The sequence below is a fragment of the Spongiimicrobium salis genome, assembly GCF_043678055.1.
Taxonomy (GTDB): domain Bacteria; phylum Bacteroidota; class Bacteroidia; order Flavobacteriales; family Flavobacteriaceae; genus Spongiimicrobium; species Spongiimicrobium salis.
Genome location: NZ_JBHEQA010000003.1, coordinates 397980 through 421339, shown reverse-complemented (window position 1 = coordinate 421339; position 23360 = coordinate 397980). Strand labels below are relative to the sequence as shown.

The 23360-nt window shown below is 40.6% G+C and carries 15 protein-coding genes; all 15 read left to right on the top strand.

Going from position 1 to position 23360, the window contains the following annotated elements; all coding sequences use genetic code 11:
• Positions 1 to 64: 64 nt before the first annotated feature.
• The 15 genes from ACEXOE_RS16570 (at position 65) to ACEXOE_RS16500 (ending at position 22982) form a co-directional block, all read left to right on the top strand.
• Positions 65 to 2281: a PKD domain-containing protein gene (locus tag ACEXOE_RS16570; RefSeq protein WP_394749957.1), complete on the top strand. Its 2217-nt coding sequence runs from the start codon at positions 65 to 67 to the stop codon at positions 2279 to 2281.
• A gap of 235 nt (positions 2282 to 2516) precedes the next feature.
• Positions 2517 to 4838: a chondroitinase-B domain-containing protein gene (locus tag ACEXOE_RS16565; RefSeq protein ID WP_394749956.1), complete on the top strand. Its 2322-nt coding sequence runs from the start codon at positions 2517 to 2519 to the stop codon at positions 4836 to 4838.
• A gap of 12 nt (positions 4839 to 4850) precedes the next feature.
• Complete coding sequence (locus tag ACEXOE_RS16560) at positions 4851 to 7085, top strand: heparinase II/III family protein (protein ID WP_394749955.1); 2235 nt, start codon at positions 4851 to 4853, stop codon at positions 7083 to 7085.
• A gap of 128 nt (positions 7086 to 7213) precedes the next feature.
• Entirely contained in the window at positions 7214 to 9463 is a 2250-nt protein-coding gene (locus ACEXOE_RS16555) for an alginate lyase family protein (RefSeq protein ID WP_394749954.1), read from the top strand.
• Positions 9464 to 9470: 7 nt separating this feature from the next.
• Positions 9471 to 9821, top strand: coding sequence for a cupin domain-containing protein (locus ACEXOE_RS16550; RefSeq protein WP_394749953.1), 351 nt, complete (start codon positions 9471 to 9473; stop codon positions 9819 to 9821).
• A gap of 568 nt (positions 9822 to 10389) precedes the next feature.
• Positions 10390 to 13515, top strand: coding sequence for a SusC/RagA family TonB-linked outer membrane protein (locus ACEXOE_RS16545; RefSeq protein WP_394749952.1), 3126 nt, complete (start codon positions 10390 to 10392; stop codon positions 13513 to 13515).
• A gap of 19 nt (positions 13516 to 13534) precedes the next feature.
• Positions 13535 to 14968 carry a RagB/SusD family nutrient uptake outer membrane protein gene (locus tag ACEXOE_RS16540; RefSeq protein WP_394749951.1) on the top strand — a complete coding sequence of 478 codons (1434 nt, stop codon included), beginning with the start codon at positions 13535 to 13537 and terminating at the stop codon, positions 14966 to 14968.
• A gap of 14 nt (positions 14969 to 14982) precedes the next feature.
• Positions 14983 to 15990, top strand: a complete 1008-nt coding sequence (locus ACEXOE_RS16535; protein ID WP_394749950.1) for a PKD domain-containing protein — start codon at positions 14983 to 14985, stop codon at positions 15988 to 15990.
• An 8-nt stretch (positions 15991 to 15998) separates the two neighbouring features.
• Entirely contained in the window at positions 15999 to 16931 is a 933-nt protein-coding gene (locus ACEXOE_RS16530) for a polysaccharide lyase family 7 protein (RefSeq protein WP_394749949.1), read from the top strand.
• Positions 16932 to 16942: 11 nt separating this feature from the next.
• Positions 16943 to 17908 (top strand): polysaccharide lyase family 7 protein, encoded by a 966-nt coding sequence (locus ACEXOE_RS16525; protein WP_394749948.1) that lies wholly within the window; start codon positions 16943 to 16945, stop codon positions 17906 to 17908.
• Between the two features lie 182 nt (positions 17909 to 18090).
• A complete protein-coding gene (locus ACEXOE_RS16520) occupies positions 18091 to 18792 on the top strand; it encodes a FadR/GntR family transcriptional regulator (protein ID WP_394749947.1) in 702 nt (233 codons plus the stop codon).
• A 213-nt stretch (positions 18793 to 19005) separates the two neighbouring features.
• Entirely contained in the window at positions 19006 to 20271 is a 1266-nt protein-coding gene (locus tag ACEXOE_RS16515) for an MFS transporter (protein WP_394749946.1), read from the top strand.
• A gap of 42 nt (positions 20272 to 20313) precedes the next feature.
• Complete coding sequence (locus ACEXOE_RS16510; RefSeq protein ID WP_394749945.1) at positions 20314 to 21078, top strand: SDR family NAD(P)-dependent oxidoreductase; 765 nt, start codon at positions 20314 to 20316, stop codon at positions 21076 to 21078.
• A gap of 186 nt (positions 21079 to 21264) precedes the next feature.
• Complete coding sequence (locus ACEXOE_RS16505) at positions 21265 to 22305, top strand: PfkB family carbohydrate kinase (protein WP_394749944.1); 1041 nt, start codon at positions 21265 to 21267, stop codon at positions 22303 to 22305.
• 8 nt (positions 22306 to 22313) lie between these two features.
• Positions 22314 to 22982 (top strand): bifunctional 4-hydroxy-2-oxoglutarate aldolase/2-dehydro-3-deoxy-phosphogluconate aldolase, encoded by a 669-nt coding sequence (locus tag ACEXOE_RS16500; RefSeq protein ID WP_394749943.1) that lies wholly within the window; start codon positions 22314 to 22316, stop codon positions 22980 to 22982.
• Positions 22983 to 23360: the final 378 nt, after the last annotated feature.

Here is a 23360-nt window from a genome sequence, read left to right as displayed (position 1 = left end):
TTAACCAATTTAGTAAACCAATCTAGTAAACCAAAATACAATACTTTTTAAAGCGTACGAGATTATGAAAAATACAGTAATACGGACAGGCCGATGGTTCTTTGTGATGATGCTATTGGGCACTTTTTTTTCTTCTTGCGATAATGAAGAAGAAGGACTCAGGGCAGATCAGAGCAGAGATGATATTGCACCACTTTCAGTAAGTTTTGATACCTCTTCCATGTTTCTGGAAGTTTCTACCACCAATACATCCACCAATGCGAGGACCTATGCATGGGATTTTGGTGTGGAGGGTACCGATGACGATACCTCAATAGAAGTTGCTCCAAGTTACACCTATGAGGTAGGCGGTACCTATACCATTACCTTGACCTCAAGAGGAGATGGAGGGCAAGAAGAAACCTTTTCCTCGGAAATTACGGTGGACAGGGAACGGATCAATCCATCTGCATCCTTTACCAGTGAAACGGATTTCTTGGATGTGACCTTTATCAATACTTCGGTGAACGCGGTATCCCATGCCTGGGATTTTGGGGATAATAATACGTCTACCGATGAGAATCCGACCCATACGTACAGTGAAGCAGGTACTTATACGGTTTCTTTAACCGTATCCAGTGCTACGGATGATACGGATACGGTTACTGCTGAGATCACCGTAGAAGCAGCAGCTGTAGCGCCATCTGCCGATTTTAGCGTTGAAACCATGGACTTAATGGCAACGTTTACGGATGCATCTTCGGCTAATAGTGGAAATATTACGGCTTATGCCTGGGATTTTGGAGACCAAATGGGAACTTCAACCGATCAGAATCCAACTTATATTTATGCTGCCGCTGGTAATTTTGAGGTTACTTTGACCATTACTTTTGATGAGGTAAATGGGGAAACTACTTCAAGCATAACACAAACAGTTTCGGTTACAGCACCTACAGGGGGGATGAACGGCCCAGGAACAGCGGGCAACCAATTTGCATTTATCACAGATACGGATGGTGGTGATACCGGTGAATTGCGATTAAATTTAGATAATACCATTGCCGTTGGAAGAATGACGGCTGTGATACGCAAGGAAGCATCGGACTTGGATGCCTTTGTGAACCTTTCAGGCTCTTCGACAACACGAAGGAATGCCATGATCGATATTCGAATCGATGATGCCAATGGTTTCGAATTTACAGAATCTGGAGATAATGTGGCCACACCTAACTTCCCTACTTTTATGAATGATGAATTTGTAATGGTAGATATCACCTGGGATGCTTCGGGTGCCGGGGCCCCTTTGGTAACCGTTACCATTGATGGCCAAGCAGCAACTGCTGCTCCCTTTGAATCTGCAGGACAAGATGCTACTGCTATTGCCGATGGAGTCCAAACGGTTCAATTTAGATTAGGGGGTAATGGTGATTTGGATGCTACTGGTGCAGGGTTTTGGATCGATAACCTCAATGTATATGATATGACCTCTGGTACTCCAACACTTGTTTTTGAAGACGATTATGAAAGCTATACTGTTGGAGATTCCTTGGATCCGGATGAAGCTGCCGATCCCAATGCTACTCCTTACAGGGATAATTCCTTCCAAGTTGTGGTCAATGAAGAAGCCGGGGCGGTTGGAGGACCAGGTACTCCTGGGAATCAATTGGCTCTGATTACAGATACGGACGGAGGCGATACTGGAGAGCTACGGTTAAATTTGGATAATACTATTGCTGTTGGAAGAATGACGGCGGTAATACGTAAAGAAGCCACAAGTTTGGATGCTTTTGTGAATCTATCGGGCTCCTCAACGACACGTAGAAATGCCATGATTGATTTTAGAATCGATGATGCCAATGGTTATGAATTTACGGAGTCTGGGGATAATGTGACCATGCCAAATTTCCCTGCTTTTATGAATGATGAATTTGTAATGGTCGATATCACTTGGGATGCTTCGGGTGCCGGAGCCCCACTGGTAAGCGTCACCATTGACGGACAAGCAGTTACTGCCGCTCCCTTTGAATCTGCAGGGCAAGATGCTACTGCTATTGCCGATGGAGTCCAAACGGTTCAGTTTAGATTGGGGGGTAATGGGGACTTAGATGCCTCCGGTGCCGGATTCTTTATCGATGAATTACGCGTTTACGATACTTCTTCGGGAATGGGCGTACTGGTATTTGAAGATAACTTTGAGGGATATGCCACTGGAGAATCCCTTGATCCGGATGGAGTTGCTCCTATAGTGATGAATTCTCCTTATGCCAATAATTCTTTTCAAGCCGTGGTTACGGAGGAATAAGTCAGGATATCAATAATACGAAGACCCGATGAACTTGACTCATCGGGTTTTTAAAACCTAAAATTAGAGGGGCATCGCGCAATTATTCATCGATGATGAGACAGAAAATTCTAACATTTGGCATTCGCGCTATTTTTTGAGCCGTATTTAAATGTGTATTTTGAATTCCCGATAACCTAAGGTGATCGAAAATTTCATTAATGGGTATTCTTTTGCATTTTGATAAAAAATAAAAATGATAAAAAAAAATTTCTTTCTAGTAAGTATAGTGCTATTCCTCCTTTCTTGTGGCGAAAATGCAGTGGATTCTGAGATTTACGTCAAAGATATTGCTGCATTGAATGCGGCGATAGCACAAGCAGGTCCTGGGGACGATATCGTTATGGCCAATGGCGATTGGAAGGATGTTGAAATCCGATTTAAAGGTTTTGGAAATGAAAAACACCCTATTAGCTTAAGGGCTGAAACTCCTGGTAAAGTGCGAATTACGGGAAAGTCCGACTTAAAACTCGGGGGTGAATATTTGGTGGTTAGTGGTTTGTATTTTACGGAAGGTGCATCTCCTTCAGGGGCAGTTATCGAATTTGCCATCAACAAAGATAGCCTTGCCAATCATGCTAGAGTCACCAACTGTGTGATTTTGGATTACAATAAAGCACAAAGAAACCAAACCGATTTATGGGTGCAATTAAAAGGGCGCCATAATGAAGTGGACCATTGTTATATTGCCGGAAAATCGAATAGGGGCCCTACCATCCGGGTGGATCTGGAAGGAAATAAAAGCATTAAGAATTATCATAAAATCACAAACAACTATTTTGGCCCAAGGCCCCCTAAAGGCGGGCCCAGTGCGGAAACCATTCAATTGGGCAATAGTTTTACCTCCATGGCGCCAAGCTATACGCTTGTAGCAGATAATTTTTTTGATCGCTGTAACGGGGAAGTCGAAGTGATTTCAAGCAAATCAAATTTCAATGAGTTTAGAAATAATGTCTTTTATAAGAGTGAAGGTTCTTTAGTGACCAGACATGGTAATTATTGTATAGTAGATGGCAATTATTTCATTGGGGATTCCCACTCTGAACAGATTGGGGGAATTCGGTTGATCGGTACCGGACATTGGGTGACCAACAACTATTTTTATAACCTAAAAGGGAAAGTTTTTAGAAGCCCTCTGGCTGTGATGAACGGTATTCCCAAATCTCCATTAAATAGATATATACAGGTTACGGATGTGGTAGTGGCCCACAATTCTTGGATCAACTGCACTTCGCCCTGGCAATTTGGTGTGGGATCCAATGTAGATCAAAAGGACGTTCTTCCCGCTTCGGAAATTCGCTCAGAAAGGCCTATTCGCACTATTGTGGCCAATAATCTTATCTACAATGAGGAACAGGATCAATACCCCATTATAGCCCATGATTCGTTGGACGGGATTAGTTTTAAAAATAATTTCATCAACAACCAAAAAGGAGATTTTGAGCATGATGAAGTATTTAGCCAAAAAGACTTTACACTTTCAATACTAGAGGATAATATTCTGATACCATCAAATGAGGTATCAAGTTTTGAAGTGTATCAGGGTTTTGAGTTTGAACAAATCACAGCAGATATCTTTGGAAGTTCCCGGAAGGCAACCAATAGTATCGGCGCAATTTCCGGTACACCTGCCGTGAAACCTAATCTTGCTGATGTATCGAAATATGGACCGGACTGGTATCCTGTGAAATCTACCGAAAAAGAGGAGTCCAAAATACATTCCGTAAAGACGGTTGCTTCCTTGGAAAAAGCAATTCAGGAAGCGGAAAACGGTGATGAGATTGTTTTAACTGCGGAGCGCTATGCGCTGGAATCTTCCTTGAAAATTGATAAGAAATTAACGATAAGATCGGCCGATGGTGCAGAGAAGGTTCTTATTCAATTCACGGGAGCCTCCAAAGTTCCAGCATTCGAAATGCACCCTAAAGGGGAGTTGACCCTCCAAGGTATCCATCTAAAAGGAACAAAGCGTGAATATGCCTTTGCACCGCTGAAAGCCAATATGTCCAGCCGGTATAATTTGACGGTTTTGGATAGTGAAATAACAGATTTTGATTATGTATTAAAAGCGTATAAGTATTCCTTCTCTGAATACATAAAATTCAAATCAACGCTGATCAAGAACTGTACCAACGGTCTGGAATTATCTGAAGAGACCGATGACCGCGGGGAGTATAATGCAGAAAACCTATGGGTTGAACATTGTAAGTTTGAAAATATCAACAAAAATGTGATTGATTATTATCGGGGTGGATATGATGAATCTACAGTAGGGGGTAATTTAATAGTGACCCACAGCACCTTTGCACAATGTGGCGCTCAGGAAGAAAATGGAATTTTACTCAATACCTACGGTATTATCAATGTACATCTTTCGGAAAATGTATTTCAAGACAACCCTGTAAAATTGGTCGCTCGTCTATGGGGGGCAAAAAATAATACGTATGCCAATAATGAAATAAAAAATTCAGGAGCGCTCATCGTCCAAGAAAACTTACCACTTAAACTGTTGTACTAAGGCTAAGGCAAAATGAAAACATTCTTAGGATCATTATTTTTTTTCTTTTCTCTTTACACCGGAGCTCAGGAAATACCTTCGGATAAAGTCTTAAAAATTGGGGAGCTACAGCATTTTTTGAATAAGGAGGTAAAAAATGCTATAGCAGAGGAAGGAGCCATAACCCAAGTGCAACTTGCCCAGTATTTTAGGAATAAATTTGCGGAACGCTTCTTTTATGATTATAGGACCTTTGATCAACGCTTTTTAGAATATAACAGGCTTTACCAGAATAAAGAGGGACATAAAAACCGGGCCTTAGATCATTTAGGGAAATATGCAGATTCTACATCATGGGTCCTGCCATTTAACTATCTAAATGGTGAAAAAGTGAATGCCTATGCCTTGCGCCATTTGGCAAGGCAGCACAAGATGGCCGATATTATTTTACATGGCTTCAACGAAGGAAGAGATCCAAAGTACATTCGTTACTTTGAGCATCAAATGCGTTCCCTGAATGCGGCATTGGAAGCAGGTCAATATGAAAAAATAGAAGATGGTAATGGCGTATACGAAGTGTTTCGGTCGGGCTATCGCATTCTCAATTGGTTATGGATCCATAATATGATCCTGAATGAACCGGAATACTCGGGTCAGGACCAACTCATCACCATTGCTACGCTTTTGCAACATGGACAGCACCTCTATGAACGCAATGATACATTTAGATCAGGGAATCATCAAACTAGAGGAATGTCTGCATTGGCAATGCTTGCCATTCTTTTACGTGACTTTCAAGGTACGGATTTGTGGTACGATCGGGCAATGGCACGACTCGGGGAACATCTCGACAAGGAAATCAATGAAGATGGATTTCAGTTTGAGCGCTCTATTCATTATCACATGAGTGATATCAACAATTATTTCTATGTGTACCAATTGGCCAAAAGAAATCATATTGAAGTAGCCGATTCTTGGACCGTACAACTAAGAAAACTCTTTGCCACACTTGTTAAAGTGGCCTATCCCGATAAAAGTGCTCCGGTATTACAAGATGATACCGATATTCCATGGGCGGAGAAAAATGATATCTCAGCGGCCATGACCTTGGGGTATTTGCTTTTTGAAGATCCTGGGTTTGGTTATTTTGCCGCCGATAAAGTTGATGCTAGAATGTATTGGTTTCTAAATCAGTCGCAAGTAAAAACACTCCAAAATATTAAAGGTGAAAAACCTTCTTATGGTTCTCTGGCCTTCATGGACACGCACTATTACATTATGCGGGAAGGCTGGGATCCCAAGGATAAAATGTTGATTATCAGTGCAGGCCTGGATGAGAAGAAACCAGACCATCAACATGGGGATATGTTGGGTATTCAAGCAATGGCCAATGGACATGCAATTCTGCCCAATTATCAAGTACGTTACTCCTTGAAAGATTTTGAACTGTTTAAAAACTCCAAGGTAAAAAATGTTGCCCTGGTCGATAATGAAGTACAAGGGAAAGCATGGACCTCCAATAAGGGCGGAAGTGGATTTGGAAAGTTTAAGAATTTGCCCAACCCAGAAGTCATTGCATGGAAAAATACCAATGATTTTGACTTATTTGTAGGAGCTCATGATGGTTTCAAGAATCTTGGGGTAGCCTATACAAGACAGGTTATATTTGTTAAAGATGATTTTTGGATCGTAAAAGATAATTTTTCGGCAAGCGAACCCCATGAATACAAACAAATCTGGCAAGGGCACTATACTTTGGAAAATGGCCCCAACTTGATCAGGGCTACAGCGGCAGATGCCAGTGGACATGATATTCTACAACTGATTCCTTTGGATACCGTGGTCAATTCTGGTGCAAGAGGTAAGCATTGGAGCGTGGTCTCAAAAAGAAATCGAAAGGAATTTAGTTTCCTCACGGTGATTTATCCCTATCAAGGATATCAAAATAGAATAGATGAAACAGAGGATGAATTTAGCGCAAACGGCTGGAGGATAAACAAGGCGGATTGGGAAATATCCGGTAATGCCCCTATTGGTCTTAGGAAAGAGAATCGTTTTTATTTTTTTAGGGTTCAAGAATTAAAACACAAAAAAATGAACCTTCAATTTTCTGAAGAAACAGATGTTTTTATCTCGCAAAATGAGATGCAGCTTCAAATTCATGCCCTTGGAACGGCACCCATTGTATTGACAATAACCAATATGAGGGGAAAGAAAACAAAAAAGGAATTGATGCCAGGAAAAAGTATGGAGCTTAGAATGGAATGAGTAAGCCGGAAATATTGAATTTCTTAGTGGTGTCATACATTTTGTTGTCCCTTTTTAGGTGAAATATTTGTTTGTCTTATAAATATTCTTATTTTTGGTAAACCAATCTGGTAAACCAATTTACAAATATGAAATACCCCATGACTAGAAGTGTGAATCCAGTTGTTGTGCTATTATTTTTAGTAGCGGGTAGTTTTTGTAATGGACAATCACATCCTAAATTGATTTTAACCAAATCGGGTGTCGAAAAAATTAGATCAGAGTTAGGTAAAATGCCGCTATTTGATGCCTCCTTAAAAAGCATACAAGAGGAGGTGGATGCCGAAATTGAATGGGGAATCGATATCCCAATTCCCAAGGACTATTCGGGCGGATATACCCATGAGCGGCATAAGCGCAATTTTTTTATAGCACAAAAGGCAGGTGTTCTCTTTCAAATTCTACAAGAGGAAAAATATGCCATTTATGTAAAGGAGATGCTATTGCAATATGAAGCCATTTACAAGGATTTGCCCATTCATCCCAAACCAAGGTCATATGCCAGGGGGAAGTTGTTCTGGCAATGCCTCAACGATTCCAATTGGCTGGTTTATATGAGTCAGGCGTATGACTGCATCTATGACTGGCTTTCAAAGAAAGAGCGCAGAGCGTTGGAAAAAAACTTATTTAAGCCCTTCGCGAATTGGATTTCTATAAAAAACCCCCAATTCTACAATCGCGTGCACAATCATAGTACCTGGGGAAATGCGGCTGTTGGAATGATTGGTTTGGTCATGGGAGATGAGGAGTTGGTGGAACGGGCCCTTTATGGTATTCCCAACGATGGACTTAAGGCAGATGCTAAGGACAATGATGGAGGCTTTATCAAAACCGAAGGGAAAGCGGGCTTTCTGGCTAATTTAGAAGAGCCTTTCTCTCCAGATGGTTATTATACAGAAGGTCCTTATTACCAGAGATATGCCATGTATCCTTTCTTGATTTTTGCGGTGGGATTGCATAATGTAAAACCAGAACTCAACATCTTTGCCTATAAAGACAGTGTATTGCTGAAATCAGTAAGGACATTGGTCGATTTAACTGATAAAGATGGGGAGTTTTTCCCAGTGAACGATGCTCAAAAAGGGATGTCTTACCATTCTCGGGAATTGGTTACTGCTGTGGATATCGCCTATCAGTATGGTACTAAAAACCCTGAATTATTGAGCATAGCCCATGCACAAAACCGAGTAGCCTTGGATGACTCGGGTATGGCGGTGGCCATTGACATCAGGGCAGGAAAAAAGAAGAAATATAAAAAAGAATCGGTTAATTACGCTGATGGACCTCAAGGAGCGCAAGGAGGCATTGCCATTTTAAGAGAAGATACTTTAGAACTTGTGTTTAAATACACCGCACAGGGATTGAGTCACGGTCATTATGATAAACTATCCTTTATGCTCTATGACCATGGGGAAGATGTACTGCAAGATTATGGCATGGCCCGATTTGTGAATATTGAACAAAAAGGAGGGGGCAATTACTTAAAAGAGAACAAGAGTTGGGCGAAGCAGACCATTGCCCACAATACTTTGGTGCTTGATCAAAACTCTCATTTTAACGGGAAATACGAAAAGGGGAGTCAGCACCATTCGGAACTGCACTTTTTTGATGCCGCCAATGAAGGCCTTCAAGTAGTGAGTGCTAAAGAAACTAATGCCTATACCAACACAGAAATGCTACGGACAATAGCATTCATCCAAGAAGAAACCTTTGAAAAACCCTTTGTACTGGATATATTTAAAGTGAACGCTGAAAAAGAGCATCAATATGACCTTCCCTTTCATTTTATGGGACAACTGATTCATGCCAATTTTAAATATGAAATGCCGGCAAAATTAGAAGCACTTGGAAGCAAAAATGGGTATCAGCACTTGTATGTGGAAGGAAAGGGAAAGCCAACTGCGGACAACACCAAACTATCATGGTTGCGCCATAACAGATTTTATACCCTAACAACGATAACGGCAGATGGGGATGAGCTGTTTTTTAACAGATTGGGGGCAAAGGATCCTCAATTCAACCTGAGGAGGGATGCCAGTTTTATGTTGCGGAGAAAGAATACGCAAAGCACCCTTTTTGTTTCCACTATTGAAGCGCACGGGAGCTATAATCCGGTTACAGAATTATCGGTCAATGCCAGCAGTAGCATTGAAAAGTTACAAGTGGTCTTTGACTCTGAAATGTACACCGCCGTGACCATAGAAAATGGGAAAGGAGCATCAGGACTTTTTATCCTTTCCAATAAAAATTCCTCAAAAAAAGATAAGCATACACTCACCATCAATACTAAAAACTATCAATGGACTGGACCGTACCATTTCGTTGAACATAAACTATAACGATACGATGAAAACATTTGGAGCAAGCAAAGAATTTATAAAAGGAGGCGACCTTGATTGGGAAGTTGTCGGAGAAGGTTTAAAGCGTAAAATAATGGGCTATGACGATAAGATTATGTTGGTCAAAGTGCATTTTGAAGTTGGCGCTGTTGGGCAAATGCACGAACATTACCATTCTCAGGTCACTTATGTGGAAAGTGGGAGTTTTGATGTGACCATAGATGGTACCACCCAAACCCTAAAGGGAGGGGATTCATTTTATATACCACCTCATGCCATGCATGGTGCGATATGCACAGAAGCCGGTGTCTTGATCGATGTGTTTAGCCCTATTCGGGAAGACTTTATGCAATCCTGAATGTGACACGATATCATCTTGGAGTATAGGTCGCCGTGAGAAAAGTAGCGGTATTGGGACCTATTAAAATCCTAGGATTTCACCCTTATTCTGAATAACCGATGAAAACTTGATGCTTTTAGGATAGCATTTCAATGCAAAGTAGGGGGTGTAAACGAAAGAATTTGTTTGAGATCAGCTAGTTTTTATTGACGAAGTAGAGAAATCCTTAAAATTTTAACAATTAAATGCGTAAATCGTTTTTTTTTGACGATAGTATCTTTTATATTTGGTAAACCAAACTGGTAAACCAATTTGGCTTACCAAAATAAACTGAACTAAAGTACACCATATGAGAAAACTTCAACCATAAAAAAAGGATAGGTGCACGCCTATCCTTTTAGAAAAAATACTTCTTTTAGAGGGAAGTAAAATTCGACAAATACACATAAAATGCAAATTTGAAGAATTCAAAAATAATGAAATTCCTCGTAAAATCTTGCTAAAGATGTGATTTACCAAACGCAATGAATAGCATTCCTTGGTTGAAAGGAAGGTCATTACACTTTTGAAATTAACTGAATAACAAATGAACTTAAAAACTAAACTAGTAGTAATTGTAGTATTGTTGATTAATATTCAATTATTCGCCCAGGACACCTTTAGTGTATCTGGAGTCGTAAAAGATGCAGATAACGTTCCGATTCCGGGAGTAAACGTTGTTGTATTGAACACCACAAGGGGCACGCAAACCGATTTTGACGGAAAGTATAGCCTTAAGGTTTCCGAGGGGGAAGTATTGCAATTTTCCTATATCGGTTACCAAACCGAAACCCGTATAGTCAGCGGCATCACGCCTATCAATGTAACGATGAATGTTGGTGCCAGTGAACTGGATGAAGTGGTCGTAATCGGTTACGGTACTCAAAAGAAATCTTTACTGACCGGGGCGATATCCAAGGTGGTGAATGAAGATTTGGATCAAATTTCGGTCTCCAGGGTCGATGAGGCATTGATCGGACAGGTTTCGGGGGTGAACATCAGAAATTCGGAAGGGGAGGCCGGTGGTGCCCCCACTATTCGTATACGAGGTGTGGGTTCTATAACTTCTAGCAGTGGACCCTTGGTTGTGATTGATGGGGCAGTGGTCGATTCTGATTTTTTAACCAATTTGGATATGAACAATGTAGAATCCTTTGAAGTGTTGAAGGATGCGGCTTCTGCAGCTATTTTTGGTTCAAGAGGCGCAAATGGTGTTATCCAGATTACCACAAAACAAGGGAAAGAAGGGAAACCCAGATTTACCTACAATACCTTTACAGGTTTTAAGGAGGGTAGGAGAAGTGACGCCTATGATATTGATTTTGAAGGAGAATTGGAGCGTGAGATCGCCATTACCGGAGGACTGTCTTTGGGAAGTCAATTCCGACAATTGATCAATGCTGAAAATGATTGGCAGGATATTGTCATCAATGGCGGGGTCATTAGTAGTCACAACTTTAGTGTTCGTGGAGGCACCAAAAAAACAAAGTACAACATTAACTTGGGCTATGTTTCTGATGAAGGGGTGCTGCTAACGGATAGTTTTGAGCGATATCAGGCACAACTTAAATTGGATACACAGCTTACCGATAAAGTAAAGATAGGAGCGAGTTTTTCGCCTTCTTACTCCAACCGAAGAAGATTTAGTGCCACAGGTTTGTACGATGTAATCCGTCAACCTTCGTGGGTACCCGCGCGTTTGGATGAGACCAATATTAACTTTGTCAATCGCATAAGGGATGGAGGCAGGTATGCCGATGCTCAAGTAGGAGATTATGTATTGCAAAGAATGTTCGATGATTTTCAATACCCTGCAGGCGCAACGAGTATTTTTGATGCCAATGGTAACTTTCAAGGGGTTCCAGTGGGCAGTGGCGTAGATATCAGTAACACCAGTAATATCAATCCATTGGCTAAATTATTGGAACGCGAACGTTTTGAAGACCGATATAATTTCTATGGAAGGTTATATGCTGATTATAAGTTTACCAAGAATTTTAGCTTTAGATCTTCTTTCACGGCAACTTATGAAAATAGAATCCGAACGGATTATCAGGGAATCAATGAATCGAGAAATGGTGCCGCCGGAGCCAATGCTTCCTATGATACAAGGAGCAGATGGGCATTGATTTCGGACAATATTTTTAGCTACAACAAAACCTTTGGGAAACACGATATCAATGCCATTGCCGGTGCCTCCTTTGAAAAGCGATTTTTTGAAGTATCGGATATCGAAACCAGTGGCTTTACTTCAGATTTAATTCCCAATGTTGGTGGAGGTTCCATTATTAATTTAGCAACCGCCTTTGACGGGGATAACCGATTGAATTCCTTTTTGAGCAGGGTAATTTATTCCTATGATGAAAAGTATTTGTTTAATGCCAGTTTCAGGACCGATGGTTTTTCTACTTTTGGAGAAGATGTGAAATACGGAACCTTCCCTGCGGTATCTGCAGGATGGGTAGTCTCCAATGAAGATTTTTTAAGAAATAGTGAAGCGGTCAACCAGCTAAAGCTCCGTTTTAGCTATGGTATTACCGGTACCAATAGTATTGATTCAGGAGATTTCTTTATCGATAATTACGCCTCTCAAGCTTTGTTGGGCCCTTCTAGTGCCGTTGTAGATGGTACTATCACCAGTGCTTTTAATCCTTTGAATATAGCGAACCCCAACTTAAAGTGGGAGCGATCTATAGAAATTAACCCAGGGGTAGATTTTGGCCTTTTTAACAATGCAATTTCCGGTTCCTTGGACTACTATAAAAGAACGAGTGATCAATTATTGTTGAACCAACCTGTGGCTGGAACCACTGGTTTTACAAGTGCCTTGGTAAACTTGGGAGAAGTTGAAAACGAAGGTGTGGAGTTTGAGTTGCGTACCCGTTTTGTGAACACGGAAAAGTTCAGATGGGGTGCAACCTTAATAGGTTCTTTCAATGAAAATACCTTGACGGAATTTGGAGATTCCGATGGTCAAATCGTAAATACCGGAGATGGAAGTAGACTGGTGGAATGGATCAATCAAGTTGGTCAGCCCATATCATCCTTTTACGGATATGTGTTCGATAGGGATATTGACTTTGAGTTTTTAAGTGATCCCTTTAGACAAGTAGGAAATAGAACGCAGTTTGCCTATGCTAAGGACTTGAATGGAGATGGGCTTATTGATGATGATGACAAAACGATTTTAGGTGATCCCTACCCAGATTTGATCTGGAGTTTTTCCAATGATTTTAGATATGGTAATATGGACTTCAGCTTTTTATTCCAGGGAAGCCATGGTGCTAAGACCTATAATCTGGGGGATCAGTATGTTTTTGACTTTTTTAATAGTAATACGGTAGATTTTGATCGTTCCATTACGCCGGACCAACAGTTTTTGGTGCCACGTATATTCACAAGTCAATTGGTGCAAAATGCAGGTTATGTAGCTTTACGAACGGTAAGTCTGGGGTATAATTTTCCAAGAAAGGTTACCGAACAATTGAACTTATCAACGCTCAGGTTATATGCCACAGGTCAGAATCTTTTGTTCATTACGGCTTCAGATTTTACAGGTTGGAACCCTGAACATATTAGAGATCTACCGCAAGGTCCATTGACCTTTGGGTACAATAGGGGAGGTACGGCCATAAATAGAACCATAACACTAGGGGTAAATGTTGAATTTTAACAGACCAAAAACAAAATCCATGAAACGAATAAAAATATATGTAATTCTCTGTCTGACCTTTTTTATTGGGTCTTGTGACTTAGATCCTGTGCCGACATCGGCAGCAACGGTAGATAGTTTTTTCAACGATGATGATGAAATCACCTCTGGAATTATTAATATCTATAATGCATTGCAAGGCAGTAACCCATTAGAAGGAGATGGTGGTTTCAATAATCCATTTTTAGGTATTCAAGTAGAGTATCAAATGGGCGAAGTCCTAAGTGACAATGCAAGAACAAAAAGTGGGTCGCCCCAAGGTTTTGATTTTGAAACTTTTACAGTGCTTCCTCAAACGCTTGCAGTAGTGACCTACTACCGCAGTATGTACAGAATTATTTTTACGGCCAATGTGGTATTGGAGAACTTGGAGAATGCTTCTGCGGGTAATGCAAATAGATTTGAGGCCGAAGCCCGTTTTTTAAGAGCTTACGCTTATTTCAATTTAGTACGTTATTATGGAGATGTTCCCTTGATTACGAGAACAATCGCCCCAGAGGAAACTGAAATTGCTTTCACAAGGGTCGATGAAGGTCAGATTTATGATCTAATCGTAGAAGATCTGGAATTTGCGGTAAACAGTGATTTGGATAACAGCTTTAGAACAAGAGCTTCAAAAGCAGCCGCCCAAACGTTTCTTGCCAAGGTATATATGACTTTGGGGACCAATTATTTGGATGCCCAACGGTTGTTAGAGGATGTTATTGATAGCGGGGATTACAGCCTTGAAGATAACTTCTTGGATATCTTTTACAATGAAAGTAATAATGAAACCATATTTGCTATTGGTTTTGATGACGGTAATGTAGACGACAGCCAAGGTTTTTCAGCTGAATTTTTGGATGCGGTAGGTCGTGGTACGGGATCAAATTATGCCACGGACGAACTGGTTGCGGCATTTGCAGCTTTTGGGGGTAATAGAGGACAATTTTCTTTTAGGGAAGATCCTGGAAATCCGGGCAGATGGCAAACCGTTAAATTCTTGCCGATCATTGACGAAAATGTAGGGGTGACATCAGCTCCTGCAAATCCGCGAATTGCGGGGAACGACTGGATTGTCACACGTTACGCAGACGTGCTTTTATTGCATGTAGAATCGATTATGGCAGGAGGTGCGGAAACTAATGTTCCGGCGGCCATTGCCTCTTTTGAAGCGGTTAGGGCAAGAGCGGGAATTACGGAACCCGTCACAAATATCACCAGACAAATGTTAATGGATGAAAGACGCGTGGAATTGGCTTTTGAAAATCATCGCTTTTTAGATCTAAAACGTTTTGGGGTTGCCCAAGAGGTCCTGTCTGCATTTTCTGCGGCAAATAGCCATGATTTTCAGGCTACAGACTTACTATTACCAATTCCTGGACCGGAAATTTCAATAAGCCAAGGGCTACTAACACAAAATCCAGGATATTAATGCTAAAATATAAGATGATGAGAAAAAGAGTTTTAACGATTAGATTGATATCAAAAACCAGCTTGTTGTTAGGTTTGGTTTTTGCCCTGGCAATGGTTTCTTGTGATTTTTTGGACGACTTACCAGAAGCGAATTCTTTGGCAGATGAAACACCCCCTACCGCATTTTTTACCTTTACCAATGGGGTTGAAATTGAAACATTTACCCAAGTGCAGTTTGCCAATCAATCCGATAATGCCATAGACTTTTTATGGGATTTGGGCAATGGTACTACGTCAACGGAAATAGATCCGGTGGTCATTTATCCTGGCGAAGGTTCATTTACCGTAAGTTTAACGGTGTCCGACGCTTTGGGGCAAACAGCTACTTACTCGGAAACTATTGAATTAATAGAGCCAGAGGCTCCTGCAGTTCCCGATCCTATATTATTGAATCCAGAATTTGTAAGATCTCCTAAATCATCCGGCTCCGATTGTACTTGCTCTGGATGGATCAATAGAAGTTTAGGGGAACAAGGGGAGTCTAGTAGTGGCAATGGATCTGATGTCCTTAAGTTCGATAATGCAGAACCAGATCATGTGTATCAGGAGTTTGAGGTTGTTCCGAATGCGGATTACAGAATTGAAATCCCCATACTTTTCCAATCCGATCAGCCTGGAGATTTGCCAAGTCAATTAGAAATCAGAGTACTAGCTGGGGAAGGATATGTAGATGGTTATACGCCCGTATATTTCACGGATACTGCTGAAATTCCACAAGATGGTTTTGGGTACGCTTCCGTACCTCAAACTGAAATCCCAGAGAATGTTTTGTTGGTAGAGGCGGTAGACAACCCAAATACCAGTGAGTATCGTGTTTTTGCCTTTTTCTTTAATGCTGGTTCCAATGATAGTGTGGCCCTCTTTATCCGAGGTATTGGGAATTCTGGTCCTGAAGACCCTGCTGATTTTGCGATGTATGGCTATGCCAGTGGGGATGAGGAAATTAGGGCAGACTCCGTTACGATTACGGCCATTAATTAAGGTATAAAATGAAAAAATTGCGAAAAAAACTCGTACTGATCTTGGGGATGATGGCATTTCTTTCTATTGACGTTACAGGTCAAAACAAGAAAAATGGTGTTGTGGATACCAATGTCAAGGTTGAAGTACAGGAGAAAAAGAAGAAAAAGAAAAAGAAACGGAAAAAAGTAAGGTTGCCCAATATTGACCTTTCCCATTGGAAGGTTACGATTCCAGAAGGTACGGGTAAAGGGGGAGCTATAAGTGTTGGTCCGCCAGAGATTTCCGCTTATGCGACCAATGAAGTCTTAAAGCCCTTTATGTATAACGATTCGGTTTCGGGAGCTTTGGTCTTTCACGCGTATCCTACAAAGGCAACAACGGCAAATACCAAATATTCAAGATCAGAGTTGCGCGAACAAATGGAACCGGGAAACAATAACGTAAACTGGACATTTGAGCAAGGAGGATATATGAAAGCCAAAATGGCCATGGGTAAGGTATCTAGGGGAGATGATGGAAAATATCACAAAGTAATTATTGCCCAGATTCATGGCAGATTAACCAATGAACAACGGGATCTGATAGGTCAAAAAGACAACAATGCTCCTCCGATTTTAAAAATCTATTGGCAAAATGGAAAGATAAGGGTGAAGACCAAAGTATTGAAATTTAAAGGGGTAGATCCTAATGGTATTTTACATGAAGATGCGTGGACCGATGATAAAGGAAGGAATTTTGAGGAAGAAGTCGGTTTTCGAAAATTTACCATTGAGGTTAAAGTGACCAAAGGGAAAATGGTGGTTTCCTTGAACAAGAATGAGTTTTTTGTATATGATACGCCTAGCATAAGGCGTTGGGGAGTATTTGAAAATTACTTTAAAGTGGGCAACTATTTTCAATCTCGGGACGAAGGTGCTTTTGCAAAAGTAAACTTATACGATCTTGAGGTATCCCATTAAGAAATGATTTAATGAAAAAATACATGCATAAATTACATACAGGCCTTCTTATTTTCTGTGGAATTTTGTTTTTCTTTTCGTGTAATGGAAATCAGGAAAGCGAGACGGATACTCGCATTTGGACTACGGGGGAAGAAACAGCTGGGCCTGAAAATGAAGGAGTACCTGAAAATCCCCAAGGAGGTACAACAACGGAAAATGATCCCTCCTTTGTCCTGCCCAATATTGATTTAAGTCATTGGAAGGTAACCCTGCCTGTAGGCAATAATGGGAGACCTACGGAAGTAGAACCCCCAGCAATACTGGACTATGCTACTAATGAGACCTTGCGTCCATTCATGTACAACGATTCCATTGAGGGAGCATTGGTATTCTACACCTATCCTGGAGTTACTACTGCAAATTCCTCAAGATCTAGAACAGAATTGCGGGAACAAATGAATCCTGGTAGCAATAGTACAAACTGGACCTTTGCTCAGGGAGGAAGAATGTACGGGACATTGCAAATGGAGGATATTTCAAAAGATGGGCAAGGAAAATATCATAGAACCATTATTATGCAGATACATGGCCGATTGACCAATGCGCAACGCGATTTGATCGGAGAGGATGACAATAACGCTCCCCCTGTATTAAAAATCTATTGGCAAAATGGAAAAGTGAGAGTGAAGAGCAAAGAACTAAAAAATGTAAATACTACAGGCACAGATCTGTTGTATACCGATGCCTGGACCGATGATGATGGTTTTAACTTTGATCAAGAAGTAGGTTTTGATAAATTTTCATTGGAAGTAAAGGTGGAAGAAGGCAGAATGGAAGTGATTTTAAATAATGGGCAATCCGTTGTGTTTGCCAATGAGAGTATGAATAAATGGGGCGTTTTTGAGAATTATTTTAAAGCAGGAAATTATTTGCAAACAACGGACGAAGGGGCATATGCCCGAGTAAAATACTATGAGTTAGAAGTTGAACATTAATGGAAAAGGATGAATTTAGTTGAGTTAGTTTAGTTGAACGAGAAGCGCCATTGACGAAAAAGATGGCAATGGCCTTCTTGATGACTAAAAAAAGGTAGGGAATATGACCTCAATTGTTCCAGTATTTTTATAAATTTAACAAACCAATCTGGTTAACCAATTTTTAATTTGAAGAGATAAACATGAAGCTAGAGTTATTGACAAAATCCGAAAATGGTGATGTTCAAAAAAGTATAGTCTCCAAACTTAAGGATTTTATTGCCTATAAAAACTTGGAGCCTGGAGATAAGTTGCCGTCTGAACGAATGCTATCCGAAAAGTTTAAGGTTAGTCGTAGCAATATTAGAGAGGCCATTCAAAAACTTGAATTTTTTGGTATCCTTAAATCCAGACCACAAAGTGGAACCTTTATTGCAAACATTGGTAAGGTGGCCATGATTGGAATGTTGGACGATATATTGCGGTTAGAGGATCCGGATTTTAAATCTCTTGTAGAAACACGAATCTTATTGGAGCTTAAAACGGTAAGATTGGCTTCTTTGAGGAGAACGGATGAGGATTTGGAAAAAATGAGACAAGCATTGGATGCTTATAAAGAGAAGGTTCTCAATAAAGAAGATGCTGTTGAAGAAGATTTATTGTTTCATTTGGCCATTGCGAAAGCGAGTAAGAATGTGACCATGAATACGTTCATGCTCATCATAACGCCGGAAATCATCACCAATTTTGAAAAATATCATGTCTGTGATTCCAACCTTTCCATGAAAGGGATTCAAGAGCATCAAGATATTTTTGAAGCTATTAAAAATCAAGACCCTAAACGGGCCAAGGAAAAAATGAAAACGCATTTTAAAGTGTTGTATCAATACTGTTACAATGTATAAAGTATAGGCGGGGATAGAATTGCACGCTTTTGTTTTCGCCATAGAATAATAAGAAGAGGGAGGTAGAACTTGACAATTAAAAAACGGATTCTTTAGCAGATCGTTTTTTCAATCCCAAGGATTTACTTTATAAATGGATTTTGGTATTTCAAACTAGCATTGTCTGCTATATAAAGTTTGATACCATCATCCGATTACAATTAAAATAGAAGTATGAAAGTAAAAGGATTACGGTGGTATATCATAAGCCTAGTTTGTCTGGCAACGATTATCAATTATATCGATCGTTCGGCATTGAGTATTATGTGGCCGGCAATACAGGGAGACTTGGGGATGACACAAGAAGATTATGCTTGGATCATCAACATATTTACCGTTTTCTATGCCATAGGAAAGTTTGTATCTGGCCCTTTATACGATAAAATAGGAACTAAACTTGGTTTTGTAGTGTCCATATTCTTTTGGTCGCTGGCATCGGTACTGCATTTCTTTGCTAGGGGAGCAGTTTCCTTAGGGATTTTTAGGGGTGTTTTAGGTGTCGCAGAGGCAGGGAACTGGCCAGGAGCAGTAAAAAATAATGCCGAGTGGTTTCCCATTAAAGAAAGAGCAATAGCACAAGGTTTATTTAACGCTGGTGCAGCCATTGGTTCCATTGTTGCCGCCCCCACCATATCCGCATTATTTGAAGGGTACGGATGGAGGGTCACCTTTGTAATTGCTGGTGTACTTGGGTTTGTTTGGATAATTCCATGGCTTTTTGTCAATAAGAAAAAACCAAATAAGCATCCTTGGATAACGGAGGAAGAAAAGGCCCATATTCATCAGGATACAATAACCTCTGTTGAAGATAATGACGCACAAAAAGGAGCGGGACTACTAAAAATATTACGTCACAAAGAATCTTGGGGTGTTTTGGCAACACGATTTTTTGTTGAACCCATTTGGTGGCTTTTTGTTTTCTGGATGCCCATTTATCTCAATACAGAATATGGTTTTAGCGTAAAAGAAATTGGCTATAGTGCCTGGTTTCCCTATGTAGGAGCTGCTTTGGGAAGCATTGCGGGCGGATGGGCCGCTAAGGTATTTATGGCAAAAAAATCAGTAGATAAATCAAGAAAATTGGTAGTGACCATAGGGGCATCTATCATTTTTTTAGGAATTGTGGCGGCAATTTTATTTGCGCGAAGTGCTGAAGTATTTTTAGGATTCATATTTATAGTGCTCTTTGGTTTTCAATTCGTTATTAGTAACCTGCAAACCATACCAAGTGACCTTTTAAGCGATAAGTCCGTTGGGTCTTTGGCGGGGCTGGCCGGTGCCGTAGGCGCAGTATCTGTAATGATCATGAATTGGTTGATTCCTGTCATTACAAAAGAATCCTATACCCCAGCATTTATAATTTTAGCGGTATTGGCACCTTTATGTGTCATTGCGTTACATGTCTTGATCAAAGAAATAAAACCAATTGATATCTCATAACAAATAAAACAACAATAAACCTTAGAACTAAAAATAAGATAGATGACTAAAATCGAACAAAAAATAGCCGTTGTTACCGGTGCTACAGGTGGTATTGGATTCCAAGTTGCAAAAAGGCTTGGGAAAGACGGATACACAGTAATCTTAAATGGTATTGATGATGAAGCCGGAGCAAAACGTGTTGCGGAACTTGCTGCAGAAGGCATCACGTCCGAATACTATGGTTTTGATGTTACGGACGAAACCGCTGTAACCTCAAGTATCATTAAAATTGGAGAAAAATATGGTAAGATCGATGCCATTATAAATAATGCAGGAGGTCTTGGTGGTAGATCTAGATTTGAAGAAATGACGACCGAGTTTTACAGAGGCGTAATGGCATTAAACCTCGATTCTACCTTCTTTGTTTCCAGAGCGGCCATTCCCTTTTTGAAGAAGGGAAAGAATGCTTCGATAATTAATTACACTTCAAATGCAGGCTGGAATGCCGGAGGACCGGGAGCTGGTATTTACGGCACTTCAAAAGCTGCGGTCCATACCTTGACCAGAGCTTTGGCAAAAGACCTCGCCGAATATGGCATACGCGTAAACGCGGTATCTCCAGGTACTATTGATACTGATTTTCACAAGCAGATTAAATCTACGAAACCGGAAGTGTTCGCTTCGTGGAAAAATAATATCATGTTGGGAAGGTTAGGACAACCGGAAGATGTAGCGGGAGTAGTTTCATTCTTAGTGAGTGATGACGCTTGTTTTTTAACCGCGGAAACCATTCAAGTTGGAGGAGGTCAAGCTTTGGGGATTTAATTTTTTAATACCTAGGGAAACACCAAGAAATATACCCATGAATTTGCGATATGAAATCGCAAAATAGGGAAGGTTTTCATTGTTGAAGCATTGTTTTTTATATTTGGAAACGAGGCTGTTCAACAATAGATAAATCTGTAGCTAAAACTTGGCAATTAAAAGAGCAATCAAGAAAATAGTAATTAAATGAAAAAAGTAGTGACTTTCGGAGAGATCATGCTACGATTAGCGCCTCCGGGATTTTTAAGGTTTTCGCAAACCAATAGTTTTGATGTAGTCTACGGTGGCGGAGAGTCTAATGTGGCCGTCTCCTTGGCCAATTATGGCGTGCCGGTGGATTTTGTAACGAGATTGCCTAAAAATGACATTGGGGAATGCGCCCTCATGGAAATGCGTAAACGTGGGGTTGGCGTGGATAAAATAGTGTATGGAGGTGACCGTTTGGGCATTTACTTTCTGGAAACGGGAGCTGTTTCCAGAGGAAGTAAAGTAGTGTATGATCGCGCTCATTCCGCCATGGCGGAAATTGAAAAAGGTATGGTAGATTGGGAAGCGGTTTTTTCTGGAGTCGCCTGGTTCCATTGGACGGGAATTACCCCGGCAATTTCGCAGGGAGCGGCCGATGCCTGTCTAGAAGCCGTAAAAGCCGCCAGTGCTATGGGAATTACCATATCAACAGATTTAAATTATCGAGCCAAACTTTGGAAATATGGAGGGGATCGAGAAGCTATTATGTCCGAATTGACCTCTTACTGTGATATCATTTTAGGAAATGAGGAGGATGCTGAAAAACACTTTGGCATAAAACCAGATGGTCTTGATATTACCACACAAGGAGAACATGTGAAAGCAGAAGCCTTTTTGTCCGTATGTACGCAAATGATGCAAAAATTTCCAAGAGCTAAGAAAGTAATCACCACACTTAGAGGTTCTATTTCCGCTTCTCATAATACCTGGGCAGGGGTTTTGTATGATGGCGAAACCATGTTTAAATCTCCGGAATATCAAATTACGGATATTGTGGATCGCGTTGGTGGTGGAGATTCTTTCATGGGAGGCCTAATCTATGGATTGTTAAAATATCCTGAAGATGATCAAAATGCCCTTAACTTTGCCGTAGCGGCATCTTGCCTAAAGCACACGATCAAAGGTGATGCAAATCTGGCAACAGTTGCTGAAGTAGAAAAACTAATGAGTGGAGACGCCTCAGGGAGGGTCGCACGTTAAATAAAGTTATGGCAAAATATTCTAGAATAGAAGTGGCCCAAGTGATGCAAGAAACGGGGATGGTACCTTTGTTCTATCACCCAGATATCCAATTGGGAAAAAAAGTATTAAAAGCCTGTTATGATGGTGGTGCCCGTTTAATGGAATTTACGGCCCGTGGCGATTTTGGTTTTGAAGTATTTTCAGAATTGAACAAATATGCACTTAAAGAACTTCCAGGAATGATCATGGGCGTGGGATCAATTACAGATGCAGCTGCCGCCTCTTTATTTATGCAAATGGGAGCCAACTTTATTGTGACACCTTCTTTACGCGAAGATATCGCTCTAGTTTGTAATCGAAAAAAGGTGCTTTGGTCTCCGGGTTGTGGCTCCTTAACCGAAATCAACAGGGCGGAAGAACTGGGCTGTGAAATTATTAAACTCTTCCCAGGCGCCATTTATGGTCCTGGTTTTGTGAAGGCAATCAAAGGGCCACAACCTTGGACCAGTATAATGCCCACTGGAGGTGTAAGTACGGAAGAAAGTAACTTAAAAGCATGGTTCGATGCGGGTGTTACCTGTGTTGGAATGGGCTCTAAATTAATTTCTATAGAGATTTTAAAAGAGGAAAATTATGCAGGCTTACAGGAATTGGTAGCACGTACTCTAAAAACGATCCAACAATGTAAGGCCTAAGAGGTAACCCATTGTAGCTCAAACCAAAGGAGTTACACAAGAATAGCTTGGGAAGAAAGTCAGTATCCCGGACTAATTTCCTTTGCAATCATACTTTTTATTGCTGTATAAGATAAAACCTGTAAAGGGAACATAGGTTTTCTTATCGTAGTAGTGTCCGTCTTCTCATTGCGGATTATATAAAGCCAGCCGTGCTATAATAATTTGCTTTGAGAAGACTACTTATTGCAAAGCCCTTTTAGGGTTACGGATGACTTCCTGCAGAGAAATGCACTGTTTGTCAGAATATTGCCGAATGAAAATATAGTATCTTTAAAGAGAATGTAGCGTGTTTTTAAGTGCTGCGCCCCGTTCTTTTCAACACCGAATCAATATTCA